Annotated in this window: 15 protein-coding genes; 8 read left to right on the forward strand and 7 right to left on the reverse strand. The window is 69.5% G+C overall.

Translation table 11 applies throughout. The features are described from left to right. Positions 1-144 precede the first annotated feature (144 nt). The gene (locus BW981_RS20265) at positions 145-1587 is read left to right on the forward strand and encodes a globin-coupled sensor protein (RefSeq protein WP_244560405.1); all 1443 of its coding nucleotides are present in this window, start codon (positions 145-147) and stop codon (positions 1585-1587) included. 11 nt (positions 1588-1598) lie between these two features. Here BW981_RS20265 and BW981_RS20270 read toward each other — a convergent pair whose 3' ends face one another. The 7 genes from BW981_RS20270 to rpsU form a co-directional block, all read right to left on the reverse strand. Beyond that, positions 1599-2204, reverse strand: a complete 606-nt coding sequence (locus BW981_RS20270; RefSeq protein WP_076442563.1) for a class I SAM-dependent methyltransferase — start codon at positions 2202-2204, stop codon at positions 1599-1601. Between the two features lie 56 nt (positions 2205-2260). Beyond that, entirely contained in the window at positions 2261-3412 is a 1152-nt protein-coding gene (locus tag BW981_RS20275; protein WP_076442519.1) for a glycosyltransferase family 4 protein, read from the reverse strand. A gap of 46 nt (positions 3413-3458) precedes the next feature. After that, entirely contained in the window at positions 3459-4931 is a 1473-nt protein-coding gene (locus BW981_RS20280; protein ID WP_076442521.1) for a S8 family serine peptidase, read from the reverse strand. Between the two features lie 43 nt (positions 4932-4974). Beyond that, on the reverse strand, positions 4975-5655 hold the full coding sequence (locus BW981_RS20285) for a hypothetical protein (RefSeq protein WP_076442523.1): 681 nt from the start codon (positions 5653-5655) through the stop codon (positions 4975-4977). 45 nt (positions 5656-5700) lie between these two features. After that, positions 5701-6261 carry a sigma-70 family RNA polymerase sigma factor gene (locus BW981_RS20290; RefSeq protein ID WP_076442525.1) on the reverse strand — a complete coding sequence of 187 codons (561 nt, stop codon included), beginning with the start codon at positions 6259-6261 and terminating at the stop codon, positions 5701-5703. Between the two features lie 369 nt (positions 6262-6630). Then, on the reverse strand, positions 6631-7005 hold the full coding sequence (locus tag BW981_RS20295) for a DUF6481 family protein (protein ID WP_076442527.1): 375 nt from the start codon (positions 7003-7005) through the stop codon (positions 6631-6633). 86 nt (positions 7006-7091) lie between these two features. Continuing rightward, positions 7092-7355: a 30S ribosomal protein S21 gene (gene rpsU / locus BW981_RS20300; protein WP_076442529.1), complete on the reverse strand. Its 264-nt coding sequence runs from the start codon at positions 7353-7355 to the stop codon at positions 7092-7094. A 275-nt stretch (positions 7356-7630) separates the two neighbouring features. On the opposite strand from rpsU, the gene proB reads away from it, so the two are divergent. The 7 genes from proB (at position 7631) to BW981_RS20335 (ending at position 14626) form a co-directional block, all read left to right on the forward strand. Further along, positions 7631-8755: a glutamate 5-kinase gene (proB, locus tag BW981_RS20305; RefSeq protein ID WP_076442530.1), complete on the forward strand. Its 1125-nt coding sequence runs from the start codon at positions 7631-7633 to the stop codon at positions 8753-8755. A gap of 175 nt (positions 8756-8930) precedes the next feature. After that, positions 8931-10235 carry a glutamate-5-semialdehyde dehydrogenase gene (locus BW981_RS20310; RefSeq protein ID WP_076442532.1) on the forward strand — a complete coding sequence of 435 codons (1305 nt, stop codon included), beginning with the start codon at positions 8931-8933 and terminating at the stop codon, positions 10233-10235. A 17-nt stretch (positions 10236-10252) separates the two neighbouring features. Continuing rightward, a complete protein-coding gene (locus BW981_RS20315) occupies positions 10253-10864 on the forward strand; it encodes a nicotinate-nucleotide adenylyltransferase (protein WP_076442534.1) in 612 nt (203 codons plus the stop codon). Positions 10865-10989: 125 nt separating this feature from the next. Then, positions 10990-11361, forward strand: coding sequence for a ribosome silencing factor (rsfS, locus tag BW981_RS20320; RefSeq protein ID WP_076442565.1), 372 nt, complete (start codon positions 10990-10992; stop codon positions 11359-11361). Positions 11362-11370: 9 nt separating this feature from the next. Continuing rightward, positions 11371-11850 carry a 23S rRNA (pseudouridine(1915)-N(3))-methyltransferase RlmH gene (rlmH, locus tag BW981_RS20325; protein ID WP_076442536.1) on the forward strand — a complete coding sequence of 160 codons (480 nt, stop codon included), beginning with the start codon at positions 11371-11373 and terminating at the stop codon, positions 11848-11850. A 29-nt stretch (positions 11851-11879) separates the two neighbouring features. Further along, entirely contained in the window at positions 11880-13196 is a 1317-nt protein-coding gene (locus tag BW981_RS20330) for a murein hydrolase activator EnvC family protein (RefSeq protein WP_244560403.1), read from the forward strand. Then, complete coding sequence (locus tag BW981_RS20335) at positions 13196-14626, forward strand: S41 family peptidase (RefSeq protein ID WP_083712534.1); 1431 nt, start codon at positions 13196-13198, stop codon at positions 14624-14626. The genes BW981_RS20330 and BW981_RS20335 overlap by 1 nt, the downstream gene beginning before the upstream one ends. The last annotated feature ends 69 nt before the right edge of the window (positions 14627-14695 follow it).

A 14695-nucleotide genomic window follows, 5' to 3' on the forward strand; every position in this document is an offset into this window, starting at 1 on the left:
AACGACCGCTGTTCCATCGCAATCCGCCCCGTGCGCCGAGGGGAGATGGAATCATAAAATCAGCAAGCGCGGTAGGTTCTTGCGGGTGTCCAGCTCTCTGCACGGCTGGAATTCATTGGGCTGGACGCAAAGGCGCAATCGCGCATCCGCGACGTCCGTGAGCCCCTGCAGGCCGCGATCCCGGCCGCGCTCGATGCGTTTTACGCACAGCTGCGATCCTGGCCCGAGACCAAGGCCTTCTTCAGCAGCGAGCAGCATATCGAGGGTGCCAAGAAGCGCCAGAACGCCCATTGGGACGTGATCGCCCAGGCGAAGTTCGACCAGGGCTATGTCGATGCCGTGACGCAGGTCGGCAAGGTCCATGCCCGGATCGGGCTGGAGCCCCGCTGGTACATCGGCGGCTATGCGCTGATCCTGGAGAAGCTGATCGCCGGCGTCGTCGAGGCCCGCTGGCCGAAGACCCGCTTCGGCGGCAAGATCGAAGGCGCGACTGACCGCGCCTCCGAGGTCGCCGCCATCGTCAAGGCGGCCATGCTCGACATGGACTACGCCATCTCGGTCTATCTCGAAGCCTCCGAGGCCGCCCGGCGCGACGCCGAGGCCAAGGCCCGCGCCATCGAGGAGACCAAGGCGGCCGAACGCGACCGGGCCATCGCCTATGTCCGCGAAGGCCTCGGCGCGCTGGCGCAGGGCGACCTGACGCATCGCATGGCCGCCGACATCCCGCCCGAATACGCCGCGATCCGCGACAATTTCAACGAGGCCGTGGAGCGGCTGCAGGAGATGGTCGGGACCATCAAGTCGACCTCGATCTCCATTGCGAACTCCTCCCGCGAGATCAATGCCGGCGCCGACGACCTGTCCGGCCGCACGGAACAGCAGGCCTCCGCCCTGGAAGAAAGCGCCGCCACGACGGAGGAACTCGCGGCCTCGGTAAAAACCTCAGCCGAATCCTCCCGCCGCTCGGTCTTGCTGGCCGACGAGGCCACCGCGGTCGCCCGCACCGGCGGCACCATCGTCAAGGACGCCACCGAGGCGATGGCCCGGATCGAGGCGGCCTCGAAGAAGATCTCCGAGATCACCGATGTCATCGACGGCATCGCCTTCCAGACCAACCTGCTGGCGCTCAACGCCGCGGTCGAGGCCGCCCGTGCCGGCGAGGCCGGGCGCGGCTTTGCCGTCGTCGCAGCCGAGGTGCGGGCCCTGGCCCAGCGTTCGGCCGATGCCGCCAAGGACATTACGGGGCTGATCGCCTCCTCGGACACGGAGGTCGGGGAAGGCGTGCGGCTGGTTCGGCTGGCGGGCGAGACCCTGGAGAAGATCGTCGATGCCTCAGCCCGCGTCTCCGCCACCGTGGGCGAAATCGCCCAGGCCTCGCTGGAGCAGGCCAACGGCATCGAGGAAATGAGCCAGACCGTCAGCCACATGGACGAAATGACGCAGCAGAATGCGGCGCTCGCCGAGGAAAGCGCGGCCTCCGCCCGCACGCTGATGGACCAGATCGAGCAGCTCAACCGGCTCGTGGCGACCTTCCGCACCGATCACCGGGCTCAGCAGGCGGCCACGGCTGCGCGCCGCGCCGCCTGATCGATCCGTCGTCAGATCGGGCGCAGCCGCCAGACGCTGCTGCGCTTGATCTCGGCATCTTCCAGCGCCCGCGTCACCGGGACCTGATAGGTCGCGACCTCCTGCAGCCGCCCGCGCGGCAGGTAGCTGCGGCCGGGATCGCCGATCAGGACCGTCGCACCGCGCCGGCTCAGGCCCTCGAGCCAGCCGATGACGGCCTCCGCCATCGCCCGCTCGTAGCAGACATCGCCGGCGCAGATCACCTCCCAGCCCTCGTCCTGCCCGACGAGATCGGCGAGGCGCGCCGCGACCGTGGCGCCGTTGGCCTTCGCATTGAGGCCGATCGCGGCTGCGGCGAAAGCGTCGATGTCGCAGGCCTCGACGCTGCCTGCCCCCGCCTTCGCCGCCGCAATGGCGACGAGTCCCGAGCCCGAGGCGAAATCCAGCACGCGCCGGCCTGAGACCAGCTTCGGATTGTCCAGCAGGTAACGCGCCAGTGCCTGCCCCCCGGCCCAGGCAAAGGCCCAGAAGGGCGGCGGCAGGCCGATGACGGCGAGCTCGTCCTCCGTCTTCTGCCAGAGTTCGGTCGCCTCCTGCGCGACATGCAGGCTGATCTCCGGCGCATGCGGCACCGGCATCAGCCGTGTATGGGCGCGGATGAAGGCGGTCCGGCCTTCTTCGTCCAGTGGGCCGCTCACGCGGCGACATCCACGGCCGGGGCTTCAAGCAGGCGCAGATAAAGCGCCTTCACCGCATTCATCACATCGCGCTCGGTATGCCCGTCGAGCAGCCTGTCGCGGGCGTTGCTGCCCATCCGTTCGACAAGGTTGGGCGCGTGCGCGAACCTGACCAGTGCCTTCGCCAGCGCCGCCGCATCGTCCGCCGGCACGACCATCCCGTCCTGTCCATCGCGCACGAAGCTGCGGCAGCCCGGCACGTCGGTCGTCAGGATCGGCCGGCCACAGGCCGCGGCCTCGAGGATGGTGCGCGGCAGCCCCTCCCCTCCGCGGGAGGGCAGGATGCAGAGATGATGCGCGGCCCACACAGCCTCGATGTCGCGCGTGGGGCCCGCCCAGGCGATGCCCGGCCGCGCCGCCCATTCGGTCAGCGTCGCCTCGGGAATCGCCTTCGGATTGGACGGGTCTGGCGCGCCATGGATGGTCAACGTCACGTTCGCGCGCTCCGCCCGCGCGAGTCGCACGGCCTCGACCGCGAGATCGACGCCCTTCGACCACAGCATGCGCGCGACCAACGCCACCTTGAGCGGCGGCGCCGGCGGCATTGGAGACGGCATCAGGATCAGCGGATCGACACCCGCCCCGCCGACGATGGCGACCTTGCTCGCATCCTGCGGATCGAGCCCCAGCGTCACCGGATCATCCGGATTCTCGAACAGGAAGCGCACCTGCCGGCCGTCGATGGCGCCGCGCAGCCAGGAGATCGCCGCAAAGCGCGCGATCGCGGCGAGCATGTCCTTGCGGGCGCCGAGGAAGCCGAGGCCGGTCAGCGCATAGACGCGCCGCTCGACCCCCGCGAGCTTGCCCGCGAGCCCGGCGAGCGCGATCGGCTTCAGCGCGATGCAGTGCAGGATATCCGGCCGCTCGGCCGCGATCAGCCGACGCAGGGCGACGACCTGCCGCCAGAGCGCACGCGGATCGAGGCTGCGCCGCTCCGCCTCGAGCGCGATCAGCCGGGCGCCGGTCGCCTCGATGGCCTTCCGATGGTGCCGCTCGCGGGCGATGACCGCCACGTCGAACCCCATCTCGCGCGCCGCCCGCGCCATCGGCAGGAAATGCGAGGCGAAGAACCAGTCCTCGGTGGCGACGAAAAGAAGCTTGCGCGGCATCTGGCCATCAGGCCTAAGCACCAGGGAACGTCAAGGGCGACAGCGCTTAAGGCCGGGCCGTCGCCACCGGCAGCACCCGCGCCAGCGCGGACTGGGCGTCGATCCGGCCGGCGCCGAAGACTGGGTCGCGCCCCTTTGAGCCGAGATCAACGGCGCTCTCCGCCAGCACCTTGCGCGCGCCGTCGAGATCGAGCTCGGGCTGCTTTTCGACGAGGAGCGCGATCAGGCCAGAGACATGGGCGGCCGCGATCGAAGTGCCCGAACTGAAGACGTAGCGGCCCTCCGGCTCGGCGGTCAGGACGTCGACGCCGGGCGCGGCCACCGCGACATACGTCCCGCGATTGGCCTCCGCGAAAGCCTTGTCCTCGGCATCGGTCGCCGTCACCGCGATGACGTTCGGATCGGCACCCGGATAGAGCGGCGCCGCCTTCGGCCCGCCATTGCCGGCGGCCGCCACCACGATCAGTCCGCGCTGCCTTGCGCCGGCGAGCGCCTTGGCGAACAGGCGATCCCGCGGCCCGGCGAAGCTGAGATTGACGATCTTGGCCCGCTGCTGCGCCACCCACTCGAACGCCGTCAGAATCTGGAAGGACTTGCCGTTGGCCGTCGCCTGCGTGCCGCCGAAGGCCCGGCCGACCAGCAGGCGCACCGCGGGCGCCATGCCCTGCAACTCCCCATGGGCGGCAATCGCCGTCGCCATGGAGGTGCCATGGGCATGCGGAGTCGCGAGCCCGTCGACCGCGTCGAGATAGCCGGCGACCGAACCCTTGAGCTCGGCATGCTCCATGTCGACGCCGGAATCGATCACGGCGACGCGCACGCCGCGGCCCGTCGCCAGCTTGTGCGCCTCGGGCAGATGCAGCTTCTCGACGGTATATTGCGGTGGCAGCACGCGCCGCGTCGCCCCCAGGCCGCGGGACACCGGCGTCGAATCCGGCAGGCGCAGGGTCGGCAGGGTCGACTGGCCGGTAGAGCCGGAGGCCGTGGAGGCGCCCCCGACTGCGCCGCTGAGCCCGCGTTGCGGCGAGGTCGTCTGTGACGGACTCTGCTGCTGCAGGTCGAACAGGAAATTGGGCTGCGCACCGGCGATGCTCGCATCCTCGCCCATCTGCAGCAGCACCGCGCGCAGATCGCGGCCGGCATCGAGCCTGGCGCGAATGATGGTCACGCCCGCAAGGTCAAAGCGCTGCCGCGCGATCAGCGTGGCGCCGTAGCGGCGCAGGACGGCGTCGGCATCGGCGCTGGGGGCGAGTTCGAACAGCACCTCGTCGGGAACGAAGCGGGTCTCGTCGAGCGCCGGCACCATGGCGCGGCCGAGTTGCGGCGTGGCTCCCGGCGGGACGACCATGGAGCGCGTCGGCGCTGCGGCCGGCGGCTGCGCGCGACGGGGCTGCGTCTCCCGGCCGGGCTGCGGCTGCTGCCCCAAGGCGGCGCCGGCCGACAGCGCAAGGCCGACGAGGAGCCCGCACGCCACCACCCCGCGCGACAGCGAAACAACGGCCCGAAAGCGCGACAGCATGACCCGGCCCTCCTGCCTCAGCCGATCGTGACGGCAGCCGTTCTCACGGCGAAGCGGCGACGAAGCTGACGATGCCGCGATCGGCCTTCATCCGCGCCGCAATGGCATCGACCTGGGCCTGCGTCAGCGAGGCATCGCCCACGCGCACCTTGAAGAAGCCGTTGGCGCGCGGCCCGTCGACCACCGAGGCGTCGTAGCGCTTGAAGAAGGCCGCGATCTCGCCGGCCTTGGCTTCGGGTGCAAAGCTCAGCAGCACATAGCGCTCCGAGGGGCGCGAGCCCGGCGCGGAGGCCGTCTGGAAGCCGCTGCCGTCGCGCAGCGCCAGCCCGGTGATGGCAGCGCCCTGCAGCACGATCAGGGCCAGAGCGAAGGCGCCGGCATAGGCCAGCCGCCGCGGCGGCTGCGCTGCCAGCAGCCCGCCGAACCAGCCGAACACCCCGCCCTTCGCCCGCTCCAGCAGCGGCGCAGGCCGCGGCTCGGCCGCGATCCCGGCCATGAGCCGGTCCAGCGCACGCGGCGAGGCCGCGCCGAGGCTCTCGTTGAGCAGGACGGTCTCCGCCAGGTCGTCGCGGATGATGACAAGGCGCGCCGCAAGATCGGCGTCGCCGGCCAGCGCCGCCTCCACGCGCTTGCGGTCGGCCTCGCCGATCCGGCCATTGGCGTAAAAGGGCAGCAGTTCCTCGATCTCGCTGCGCCTGGGATCGCTTGCGATGCCGTCGCTCATCACGCCACTCCTGCCGCGGCCGCGCCGCGCTTGAATTGCTGTCGCTCAGGGCCAGCCGCGGTCGATGCCGGCGGCCTTGAGCATCTCGCCCAGCTTCTTGCGGGCGTGAAAGAGCCGTGTCTTGACGGTGTTCTCGGGGATGCCGACGATCCGGGCGACCTCCTCGAGCGAGGTCTCGTGATAATAGACGAGGTCCACGACCTCGCGATGCTCGGCCGAGAGGCGTTCCAGGCAGGCGCGGATGGCGAGACCCTTGTCCTGCTTCTGCAGGACGACCTCCGGTCCATCGGATTCGTCCTCGATCGTGCTGGCGTAATCCTCGTCGAGCTCCGCATCGCGGCGCTTGCGCAGGAGCGACCATGCCTTGTTCCGGGCGATGGCGAGCAGCCAGGTCGCGACCGAGGACCGCGCCTCGAAACGATCCGCCTGTCGCCACAGATCCATGAACACGTCACTGATCACATCCTCGGCAAGCGTCTCGTCGCGGACGAGCCGCAGCACGAAACGGTAGACCCGCACCTGGTGCCGCGAGAACAGCACCTTCATCGCGAGCCGGTCGCCGGAGGCGATCCGCTTGACGAGATCCTCGTCCGATTCCGTATGCATCGCCCCTCGAAAGGCCAGGCATCCCGGCTCGCATTCATTCGTCGCGGCGAGCGGGAGAAAGGTTCAACCGGTCTCACAGAAACTGCGAGGCCGGCTTGTCCGATAGCACGGCCGAGGGGTCAGGTCACGTTTTGGCCATGATTGGACGAGGCATGTCATCGCACGCGAACGGAAGCGACCCGCTGCCGATGCCTGCCAGGGCCTGCCGGGTTTCCCGGAACCGCCGGCCATTCCGACCCTGCCCATGGGATGACGGCGTGGTCCTCGTCAAATCGTTGAGCGCGACGCCACAGCGACAAGACGCCTCCACAAAATGAAAAGGGGCGCTAAAGCGCCCCAAATCCACTGCGATCGTCTCGGCTAAAGGCCTCAGCGGCGCTTGCCGGCGCCTCGCATCTGCATGTATTGCACCGCTTCCAGCAGCACCTTGCGCGGACGCTCGGCGTCGCGCTTGGCCTGCTCCGCCTTGCGGGCAGCCTCCCGGGCGATTTCTTCCAGGCGCTTCTCTTCCTCGATCCGCGCGCGCTCAAGCGCTTCCAGGCGCTCCTGCTCGGCCCGGATCTTGGCCTTCTCCGCCTCGCGCTCGGCGCGGGCCCTGGCGATGGCCTCCCGCTCCTCGCGTCGCTGCACCATCGCCGGATCGTCGGCCTTCGGCCGCGCCTTGAAGCGCTCGAGCAGCGCCTGCTTGGCCTTGGCGGAGTTGGACTGACGATCGGTGAAGCTGCGGTCGTTCGGGTTCTTCAAGGGTGATCTTCTCTCGGGTTGTTACGGACGATGAGAAAGGTCCGCGCGGGCGAAATAATCCAGTTCGCGCGAAATTGGTATCGAAATCAGCGCGCAGGCGCCGTGCTTCCAGCGCGCACCGGGCGGGGCTTTGGCTTCGGAGCGGGGACCAGCCCGTCGCGCTGGGCCTGCTTCAGCGCGGCCTTGCGGGCGCGGCGCACGGCATCGGCGCGTTCGCGCACGCGGCGCTCGGAGGGCTTCTCATAGGCGCGGCGGCGCTTCATTTCGCGCATAACGCCTTCGCGTTGCAGCTTTTTCTTCAGAACGCGAAGCGCCTGATCGACATTGTTGTCACGAACGAGGACTTGCATGAACGGCCTCCTGACCGAAGGGAGCGCAGGGCGCCGAAGCCTCCAAAGGCAGCGGGAGCGGAGCGGTCCGGAGTGATGGCAAAGATCGCGGTGGAGCGGAAAAAGCGCGGCACAGCGCGATCGCGATGCGCCGGATATGGGAATGCGGCACGCCTCTGTCAACGCGACAGGCCGCCGGATGCGCCCCGCGCCGGCCCGCCCGGAAGCGAGAGCGCTTTACATCCGCCGCGTTTTCCCCAACAGCCACAGCCGATCTTGCAACAGACCGGTCAGCCGTGCAGACCCCCTCCCTTTCCAGCTTCCGCCGCGTTGTCGTCAAGGTCGGCTCCAGCCTGCTGGTCGACCGAGAGCGAGGCCGCCTGCGGCACGCCTGGCTCGCCGCGCTGGCCGAGGACCTGGCCGAACTTCATGGCAGCGGCGCCGACATCCTCGTCGTTTCGTCAGGCGCGATCGCGCTCGGCCGCACCGTGCTCGGCCTGCCTTCCGGCCCCTTGAGGCTGGAGGAAAGCCAGGCCGCCGCCGCCGTCGGCCAGATCGCGCTCGCCCGCAACTGGGCCGAGGCGCTGGGCGCGCATGGGCTCACCGCCGGCCAGATCCTGCTGACGCTGGCCGATACGGAGGAGCGTCGCCGCTATCTCAACGCGCGCGCCACGCTGGGGCGCCTGCTCGACCTGCGCGCCATCCCCGTCATCAACGAGAACGACACCGTCGCCACCACCGAGATCCGCTATGGCGACAACGACCGCCTCGCCGCGCGCGTGGCAACCATGGCCGGCGCCGACCTGCTCGTGCTGTTTTCCGATATCGACGGACTCTACACCGCCCCGCCGGCGAGGGATCCGAGCGCCCAGCACATCCCGGTGGTCGAGCGGATCACGCCGGAGATCGACGCCATGGCCGGCGGCGCCGCCTCCGAGCTGTCGCGCGGCGGCATGCGCACCAAGGTCGAGGCCGGCAAGATCGCCGTCGCCGGCGGCACCCATATGCTGATCGCTGACGGGCGCGCGAAGAACCCGCTCGCGGCGGTCGCAAATGGCGGGCGCTGCACCTGGTTTCTCAGCGCCTCCACCCCTGCGACCGCCCGCAAGACCTGGATCGCCGGCACGCTGGAGCCGCGCGGCACGCTGCATGTCGATGCCGGCGCGGCGCGGGCCCTGCGCGGCGGCGCCAGCCTGCTGCCGGTCGGGGTCGCCCGCATCGAGGGCGCCTTCTCGCGCGGCGACGCCGTGCTGATCCGCGATCCCGAAGGGCAGGTGCTCGGCCGTGGCCTCGTCGCCTATGACGCGGAGGAGGCTACGCTGCTGCTCGGGAAGGCCTCCCGCGACGTGGAAGCCGTGCTTGGACATCCCGGCCGCGCCGAGATGATCCACCGGGACGACATGGCGCTCGGGCTGGGCTAAGGTGCTATCGAGATACGCGCCGTCATCCCGGTCAAGCCGCGCTGGCGGCGCCGATCCGGGATCCATGCCGGAGCCCTTGCCGGCATCGTCCCGGCATGGATCCCGGGTCTACCTTCGGCCGCCCGGGATGACCGCGCGTTTTGCGAAGCCTGAAGCCGGGTTGGGTTGAACTGAGATGTCGAGCGACAGCGCCTTGCGCATCATCGCCACGAACGCCACCGAGGATGTCGGCGCCGTGATGCAGGAGATCGGCACGCGCGCCCGCGCGGCCGCGCGCAAGGTCGCGCTCAGCCCCGCCGCGCAGCGTGACGCCGCGTTGAAGGCCATGGCCGCTGCGCTGCGGGCCCGCGCGCCCGTCATCCTCGCCGCCAATGCGCAGGATCTGGCTGACGGCCGCAAGGCGGACCTAGCGGCCTCCTTCATCGATCGGCTGGCGCTGGACGAGTCGCGGCTCGCGGCGATGGCCGATGCCGTGGCCGAGGTCGCCGAGCTTGCCGATCCGCTCGGGCGCGTTCTGGCGGAATGGACCCGGCCGAACGGCCTGCGCTTCGAGCGTGTCGCGACTCCGCTCGGCGTCATCGCCGTGATCTTCGAGAGCCGGCCTAACGTCACCGCCGATGCCGGGGCGCTCTGCCTCAAGAGCGGCAATGCCGCGATCCTGCGCGCCGGCTCCGATTCCTTCCGCTCCTCGACAGAGATCGCAGCCGCGATGCGCGAAGGCCTGGAAGCGGCCGGGCTGCCCGCCGACGCGATCCAGCTCGTCCCGACCCGCGACCGCGCCGCCGTGGGCGAAATCCTCGCGGGACTGAGCGGCACGGTCGACGTCGTGGTCCCGCGCGGTGGCAAGAGCCTGGTCGCCCGTGTCCAGAGCGAGGCGCGCGTGCCGGTCTTCGCCCATCTCGACGGCAACTGCCATGTCTATGTCCATGCGAAGGCCAACCTCGCCATGGCGCGCGAGATCTTGATCAACGCGAAGCTGCGCCGCACCGGCGTCTGCGGCGCGGCCGAGACGTTGCTGGTGGACGAGGCCTGCGCCGCGACCCATCTCGGCCCGCTGGTCACCGCCTTGCTGGAGGCCGGCTGCGCCGTGCGGGGCGACCCGGCTGCACAGGCCGTCGACGCCCGCGTCAGCGCTGCGACGCAGGAGGATTGGGCGACCGAATATCTCGACCGGATCATCGCCGTGAAGGTGGTGGCCGGTCTCGACGCCGCGATCGACCACATCGAGCGCTACGGCTCCCATCACACCGACGCCATCGTCACCTTTGACGAGGACGCCGCCGCCCGCTTCCTCGCCGAGGTGGATTCCGCCATCGTGATCCACAACGCCTCGACCCAGTTCGCCGATGGCGGCGAATTCGGCTTCGGTGCCGAGATCGGCATCGCCACCGGGCGGATGCATGCGCGCGGGCCGGTCGGGGTGGAGCAGCTCTGTTCGTTCAAGTACCGCGTCCACGGCGCCGGCCAGACCCGGCCCTGACGGGAAGCGCGAGCGGCATGCCCAACGATCACCTGCGGCTGCCGCCCCATGCGCCGGGCCTCACCATCGGCCTCTTCGGCGGCAGCTTCAACCCGGCCCATGACGGCCACCGCCTGGCGAGCCAGACGGCGCTGCGCCGCCTCCAGATCGACCGGGTCTGGTGGCTGGTGACGCCGGGCAACCCGCTGAAGGACAATGCGAAGCTTCCGCCGCTCGCCGAGCGCGTGCGCCAGGCGAGGGGAGTCGCCGGCCATGGCCGCATCCACGTCACCGGGATCGAGGCGACGCTGCGCACCCGCTACACCGCCGACACGCTGCGCGCCCTGAAGCTCCGCTGCCCCGGCGTGCGCTTCGTCTGGATCATGGGTTCGGACAATCTGGCGAGCTTCCACCGCTGGAACGAGTGGCGCAGCATCGCCCGGATGATGCCGATCGCGATCATCGACCGGCCGGGCTCGACCCATTCTTCCATGGCCTCGCCCGCCGCGAACTGGCTCTCGCGCTGGCGCATGCCGGAAAGCCGGGCCGCCGGGCTGGCCGCGAGCCGTCCGCCGGCCTGGGTCTTCCTGCACGGCAAGCGCTCGCCTCTGTCCTCCACTTTGCTGCGCCGGCAGGCAGGCCGCGATTGAACTGAAGGCCCATCCGGCCTATTTTGCCGCCATCACTGATTGACTGCGCCGCGCAACCTGTGCGCCCGACCCGAGAGGATACGTCCCTGACCCGTCAAACCCTTGGCGAAGCCGAGCCGAAACCGATCCCCCCGGCCGCCGTCACGGAGAATCCCTCCGCCGACAGCATCGCCCTCGCCCAGCATGTCCTCGAGGACATGAAGGCCGAGGACATCACGGTGATCGATCTCGTCGGCAAGACCTCGCTGGCGGATGCGATGATCATCGCCTCCGGCAACGTCAACCGCCATGTCGCCGCCATCTCCGAAGCCTTGATCGAAGCCCTGAAGGCCTCCGGCCTGCCTGCGCCCAAGGTCGAGGGCATGCCCGCCTGCGACTGGGTGCTGATCGACACGGGCGACATCATCATCCATGTCTTCCGGCCGGAAGTGCGCCAGTTCTACAATCTCGAGAAGATGTGGGGCACCGACCGCCCCAACGAACGCCTCGACAGCTGAAGACGGCTCATGCGGCTCGCGGTGATCGCCGTCGGCCGGCTCAAGGACGGGCCGGAGCGCGAACTCTGCGAGCGCTATCGCGAGCGCGCCGTCGCGCTCGGCCGCACGATCGGGCTGAGCGGGCCGGATATCGCGGAACTCCCCGAGGGACGGGGCCGCAGGCCCGATGAGCGCAAGCGCGAGGAGGCCGAGGCCATTCTCGGCAAGCTCCAGCCCGGCCTCGTCGTCGCGCTCGACGAACGCGGCAAGAGCCTCGGCAGCGAGGCCTTCGCACAAAGGCTGGCCGCCGCGCGCGATGCCGGCACCGCGCATGCCAGCTTCGTCATCGGCGGCGCGGACGGGCTGAGTGAGGCCCTGCGCGAGCGTGCCGAACTGACGCTCGCCTTCGGTGCGCTCACCTTGCCGCACCAGATCGTCCGCGCACTCGTGCTGGAGCAGGTCTACCGGGCGATGACGATCATCTCCGGCCACCCCTATCATCGCGTATGAGCCTCGCTCCGCTTCTGATTCGCCTGGCGATGGCGTGCGCCCTGACGGCAGGGCTCGGCATGCCGCTCGCCCTCGCCCAATCCCCGCCGCCCGACCCCGATGCGCTCCAGCGCGAGGCGATGCAGAAGCTTGTCGAGAAGCAGGCGCGCGAATCCGAGCTCAAGGCGATCGAGAGGCGGCTGGCCGGCAACACCGAGGCGCGCGAGAAGCTGGAGAAGGAGGTCGCGTCGATCCGGGCCGATCGCGCGGCTCTGAACAAGGCACTGCTCGACACCACCACCCGGACCCAGGCCGGCGAGGCCAAGCTGGGCGAGGTCGAGAAGCGCCTCGCGCTGCTCCAGTCGAGCGAGGCGGCCATCCGCCGTTCGCTCGAAGGCCGCCGCAGCCTGATCGGAGAAGTCCTCGCCGCCCTGCAGCGAATCGGCCGCCGGCCGCCGCCGGCCGTGCTCGTGCGCCCTGAGGATATTCTGGAAGCCGTCAGGGCCTCGATGCTGCTCGGCGCCGTCGTCCCCGATCTGCGGCAGGAGGTCGAGATCCTCGCCACCGACCTCGGCGAGCTGGTGCGGCTGCGCAACGGGATCACCGAGGAGAAGGCCAATATCAGCAAGGAGATGGAGCAGCTCGCCGGCGAGCGCCAGCGCCTCGCCTCGCTGATCGAGGCCCGCCGCGAGCGCGAGGCGGCTGCGGCGAAGGATGTCGAGGCGCAGAAGGCGCTGGGCGACCAGCTCGCCGGCCAGGCCCGCTCGATGCGCGATTTCGTCGAGAAGATCGAGAAGGAGATCTCGGTCGCCAACAGGGCGGCCGATTCCGCCCGCCAGGCGATCGAGCAGGAAACCCGCGAGCAGCGCGAGCGCATGACGGCGCTCGCCTTCAAGGACCCGGCACGGCTCGCTCCCAAGATCGCCTTCGCCGACGCCAAGGGCCTGCTCTCGCTGCCCGTCGCCGGTTCACGATTGCGTGGCTTCGGCGACCCGGACGGTGCCGGCGGCACGACCCGGGGCATTTCCGTGGAAACCCGCGCAGGCGCCCTAGTTTCGGCGCCTTCCGATGGTTGGGTCGTGTATGCGGGACCGTTCCGCTCCTTCGGGCAACTCTTGATCCTGAATGCGGGCGGAGGCTACTACGTCCTGCTGGCAGGCATGCAGCGCATCGACGTCGCCCTCAACCAGTTCGTTCTGGCGGGAGAACCGGTTGCGGTGATGGGCGAAACGTCGGAAGCTGCGGCGACGACGGTAGGAGTGGGAACCGGGCAGCCGGTTCTGTATATCGAGTTCCGGAAAGACGGCGCCTCGGTCGATCCGGGCCCGTGGTGGACGAAATCGCAAGGCGAAAAGGTTCGCGGATGATGCGCAAGGTTTCCCTCGTTCTCGCCGGCGCCATCATGGGTGCGGGCCTGACCGGACTGGCGACGCAGACACACCTCCTCAGCTCGACCAGTGCGGTCGCGGCCTCGGCGGATGTATACCGCAGCCTCAATCTCTTCGGCGACATCTTCGAGAAGATCCGCACGGACTATGTCGACAAGCCCGACGAGCAGAAGCTCATCGAGTCCGCCATCAACGGCATGGTCTCCTCGCTCGACCCGCACTCCTCCTATCTCGACGCCAAGTCCTTCCGCGAGATGGACACAGACATGCGCGGCCAGTTCGGCGGCCTCGGCATCGAGGTGACGATGGAGGACGGCGTCCTCAAGGTCGCCAAGCCCATCAAGGATACGCCCGCCTCCAAGGCCGGGATCCTGGCGAATGACATCATCAAGCAGATCGACGGCCAGGACGTGAAGGGGCTCTCCCTCACCCAGGCGGTCGACAAGATGCGCGGTCTGATCAACACGCAGGTCACGCTCAAGATCGACCGCGCCGGCAAGCCGGAGCCGCTCGACTTCACCCTGACCCGCTCGACCATCGTCGTGCCGGCGGTCGAGGAGCGTGTCGAGGGCGACATCGCCTATATCCGCATCGGCACCTTCTCCGAGCAGACCTATGACGGGCTGCGCAAGGCGATCGACAAGCTGACCAACGAGATCGGCGCCGACAAGCTCAAGGGCTACATCATCGACCTGCGCAACAACCGCGGCGGGCGCCTCGACCAGTCGGTGCTGGTCTCGGACGCCTTCCTCGATCGCGGCCGCATCGTCTCGACGCGGGGACGCAACGCCGAGGAGACGCAGGTCTTCAACGCCAAGTCGGGCGACCTCACCAAGGGCAAGCCGGTCGTGGTGCTGATCAACGGCTCGTCGGCCTCGGCCGCCGAGATCGTCGCCGGCGCCCTGCAGGATCACAAGCGCGCGACGCTGATCGGCACCCGCTCCTTCGGCAAGGGTTCGGTCCAGACCGTGATCCCGCTCGGCTCGAATGGCGGGCTGCGCCTGACGACCGCGCGCTACTACACCCCGTCCGGCAATTCGATCCAGGCGAAGGGCATCTCCCCGGATATCGAGGTCCAGCAGGACATCCCGCAGGAGCTCAAGGACAAGATCGCCGAGAACAAGGGCGAGGCCTCCCTGAAGGGCCATCTCAAGGCCGGCGAGGGCGAGGAGCAGTCGGGCTCCAGCTCCTATGTCCCCAGCGACCCCAAGAAGGACTCGCAGCTCATCGCCGCCGTCGACCTTCTCCACGGCGTGAAGAAGGATGCGATCGCGAAGTCGGCCGAGAAGCAGGCGGCCGACACCGTTTCCTCTCCGAAGGCCGAAGCCCCCGCGACCCCGGCTCCTGTCAGCCCGGCGCCGGAGACCCCGGCTCCGGCCGCGCCCGAAGCGCCGAAGCAGCCCAACTGAGCCGCTTCGGCCGTTCTCCGGCAGGCCGGTCGCGGTCATCGCAAACGCTCTGCGGCGCCCGTGATCGGG

It is taken from the genome of Allobosea sp. TND4EK4 (assembly GCF_900156025.1).
Taxonomy (GTDB): domain Bacteria; phylum Pseudomonadota; class Alphaproteobacteria; order Rhizobiales; family Beijerinckiaceae; genus Allobosea.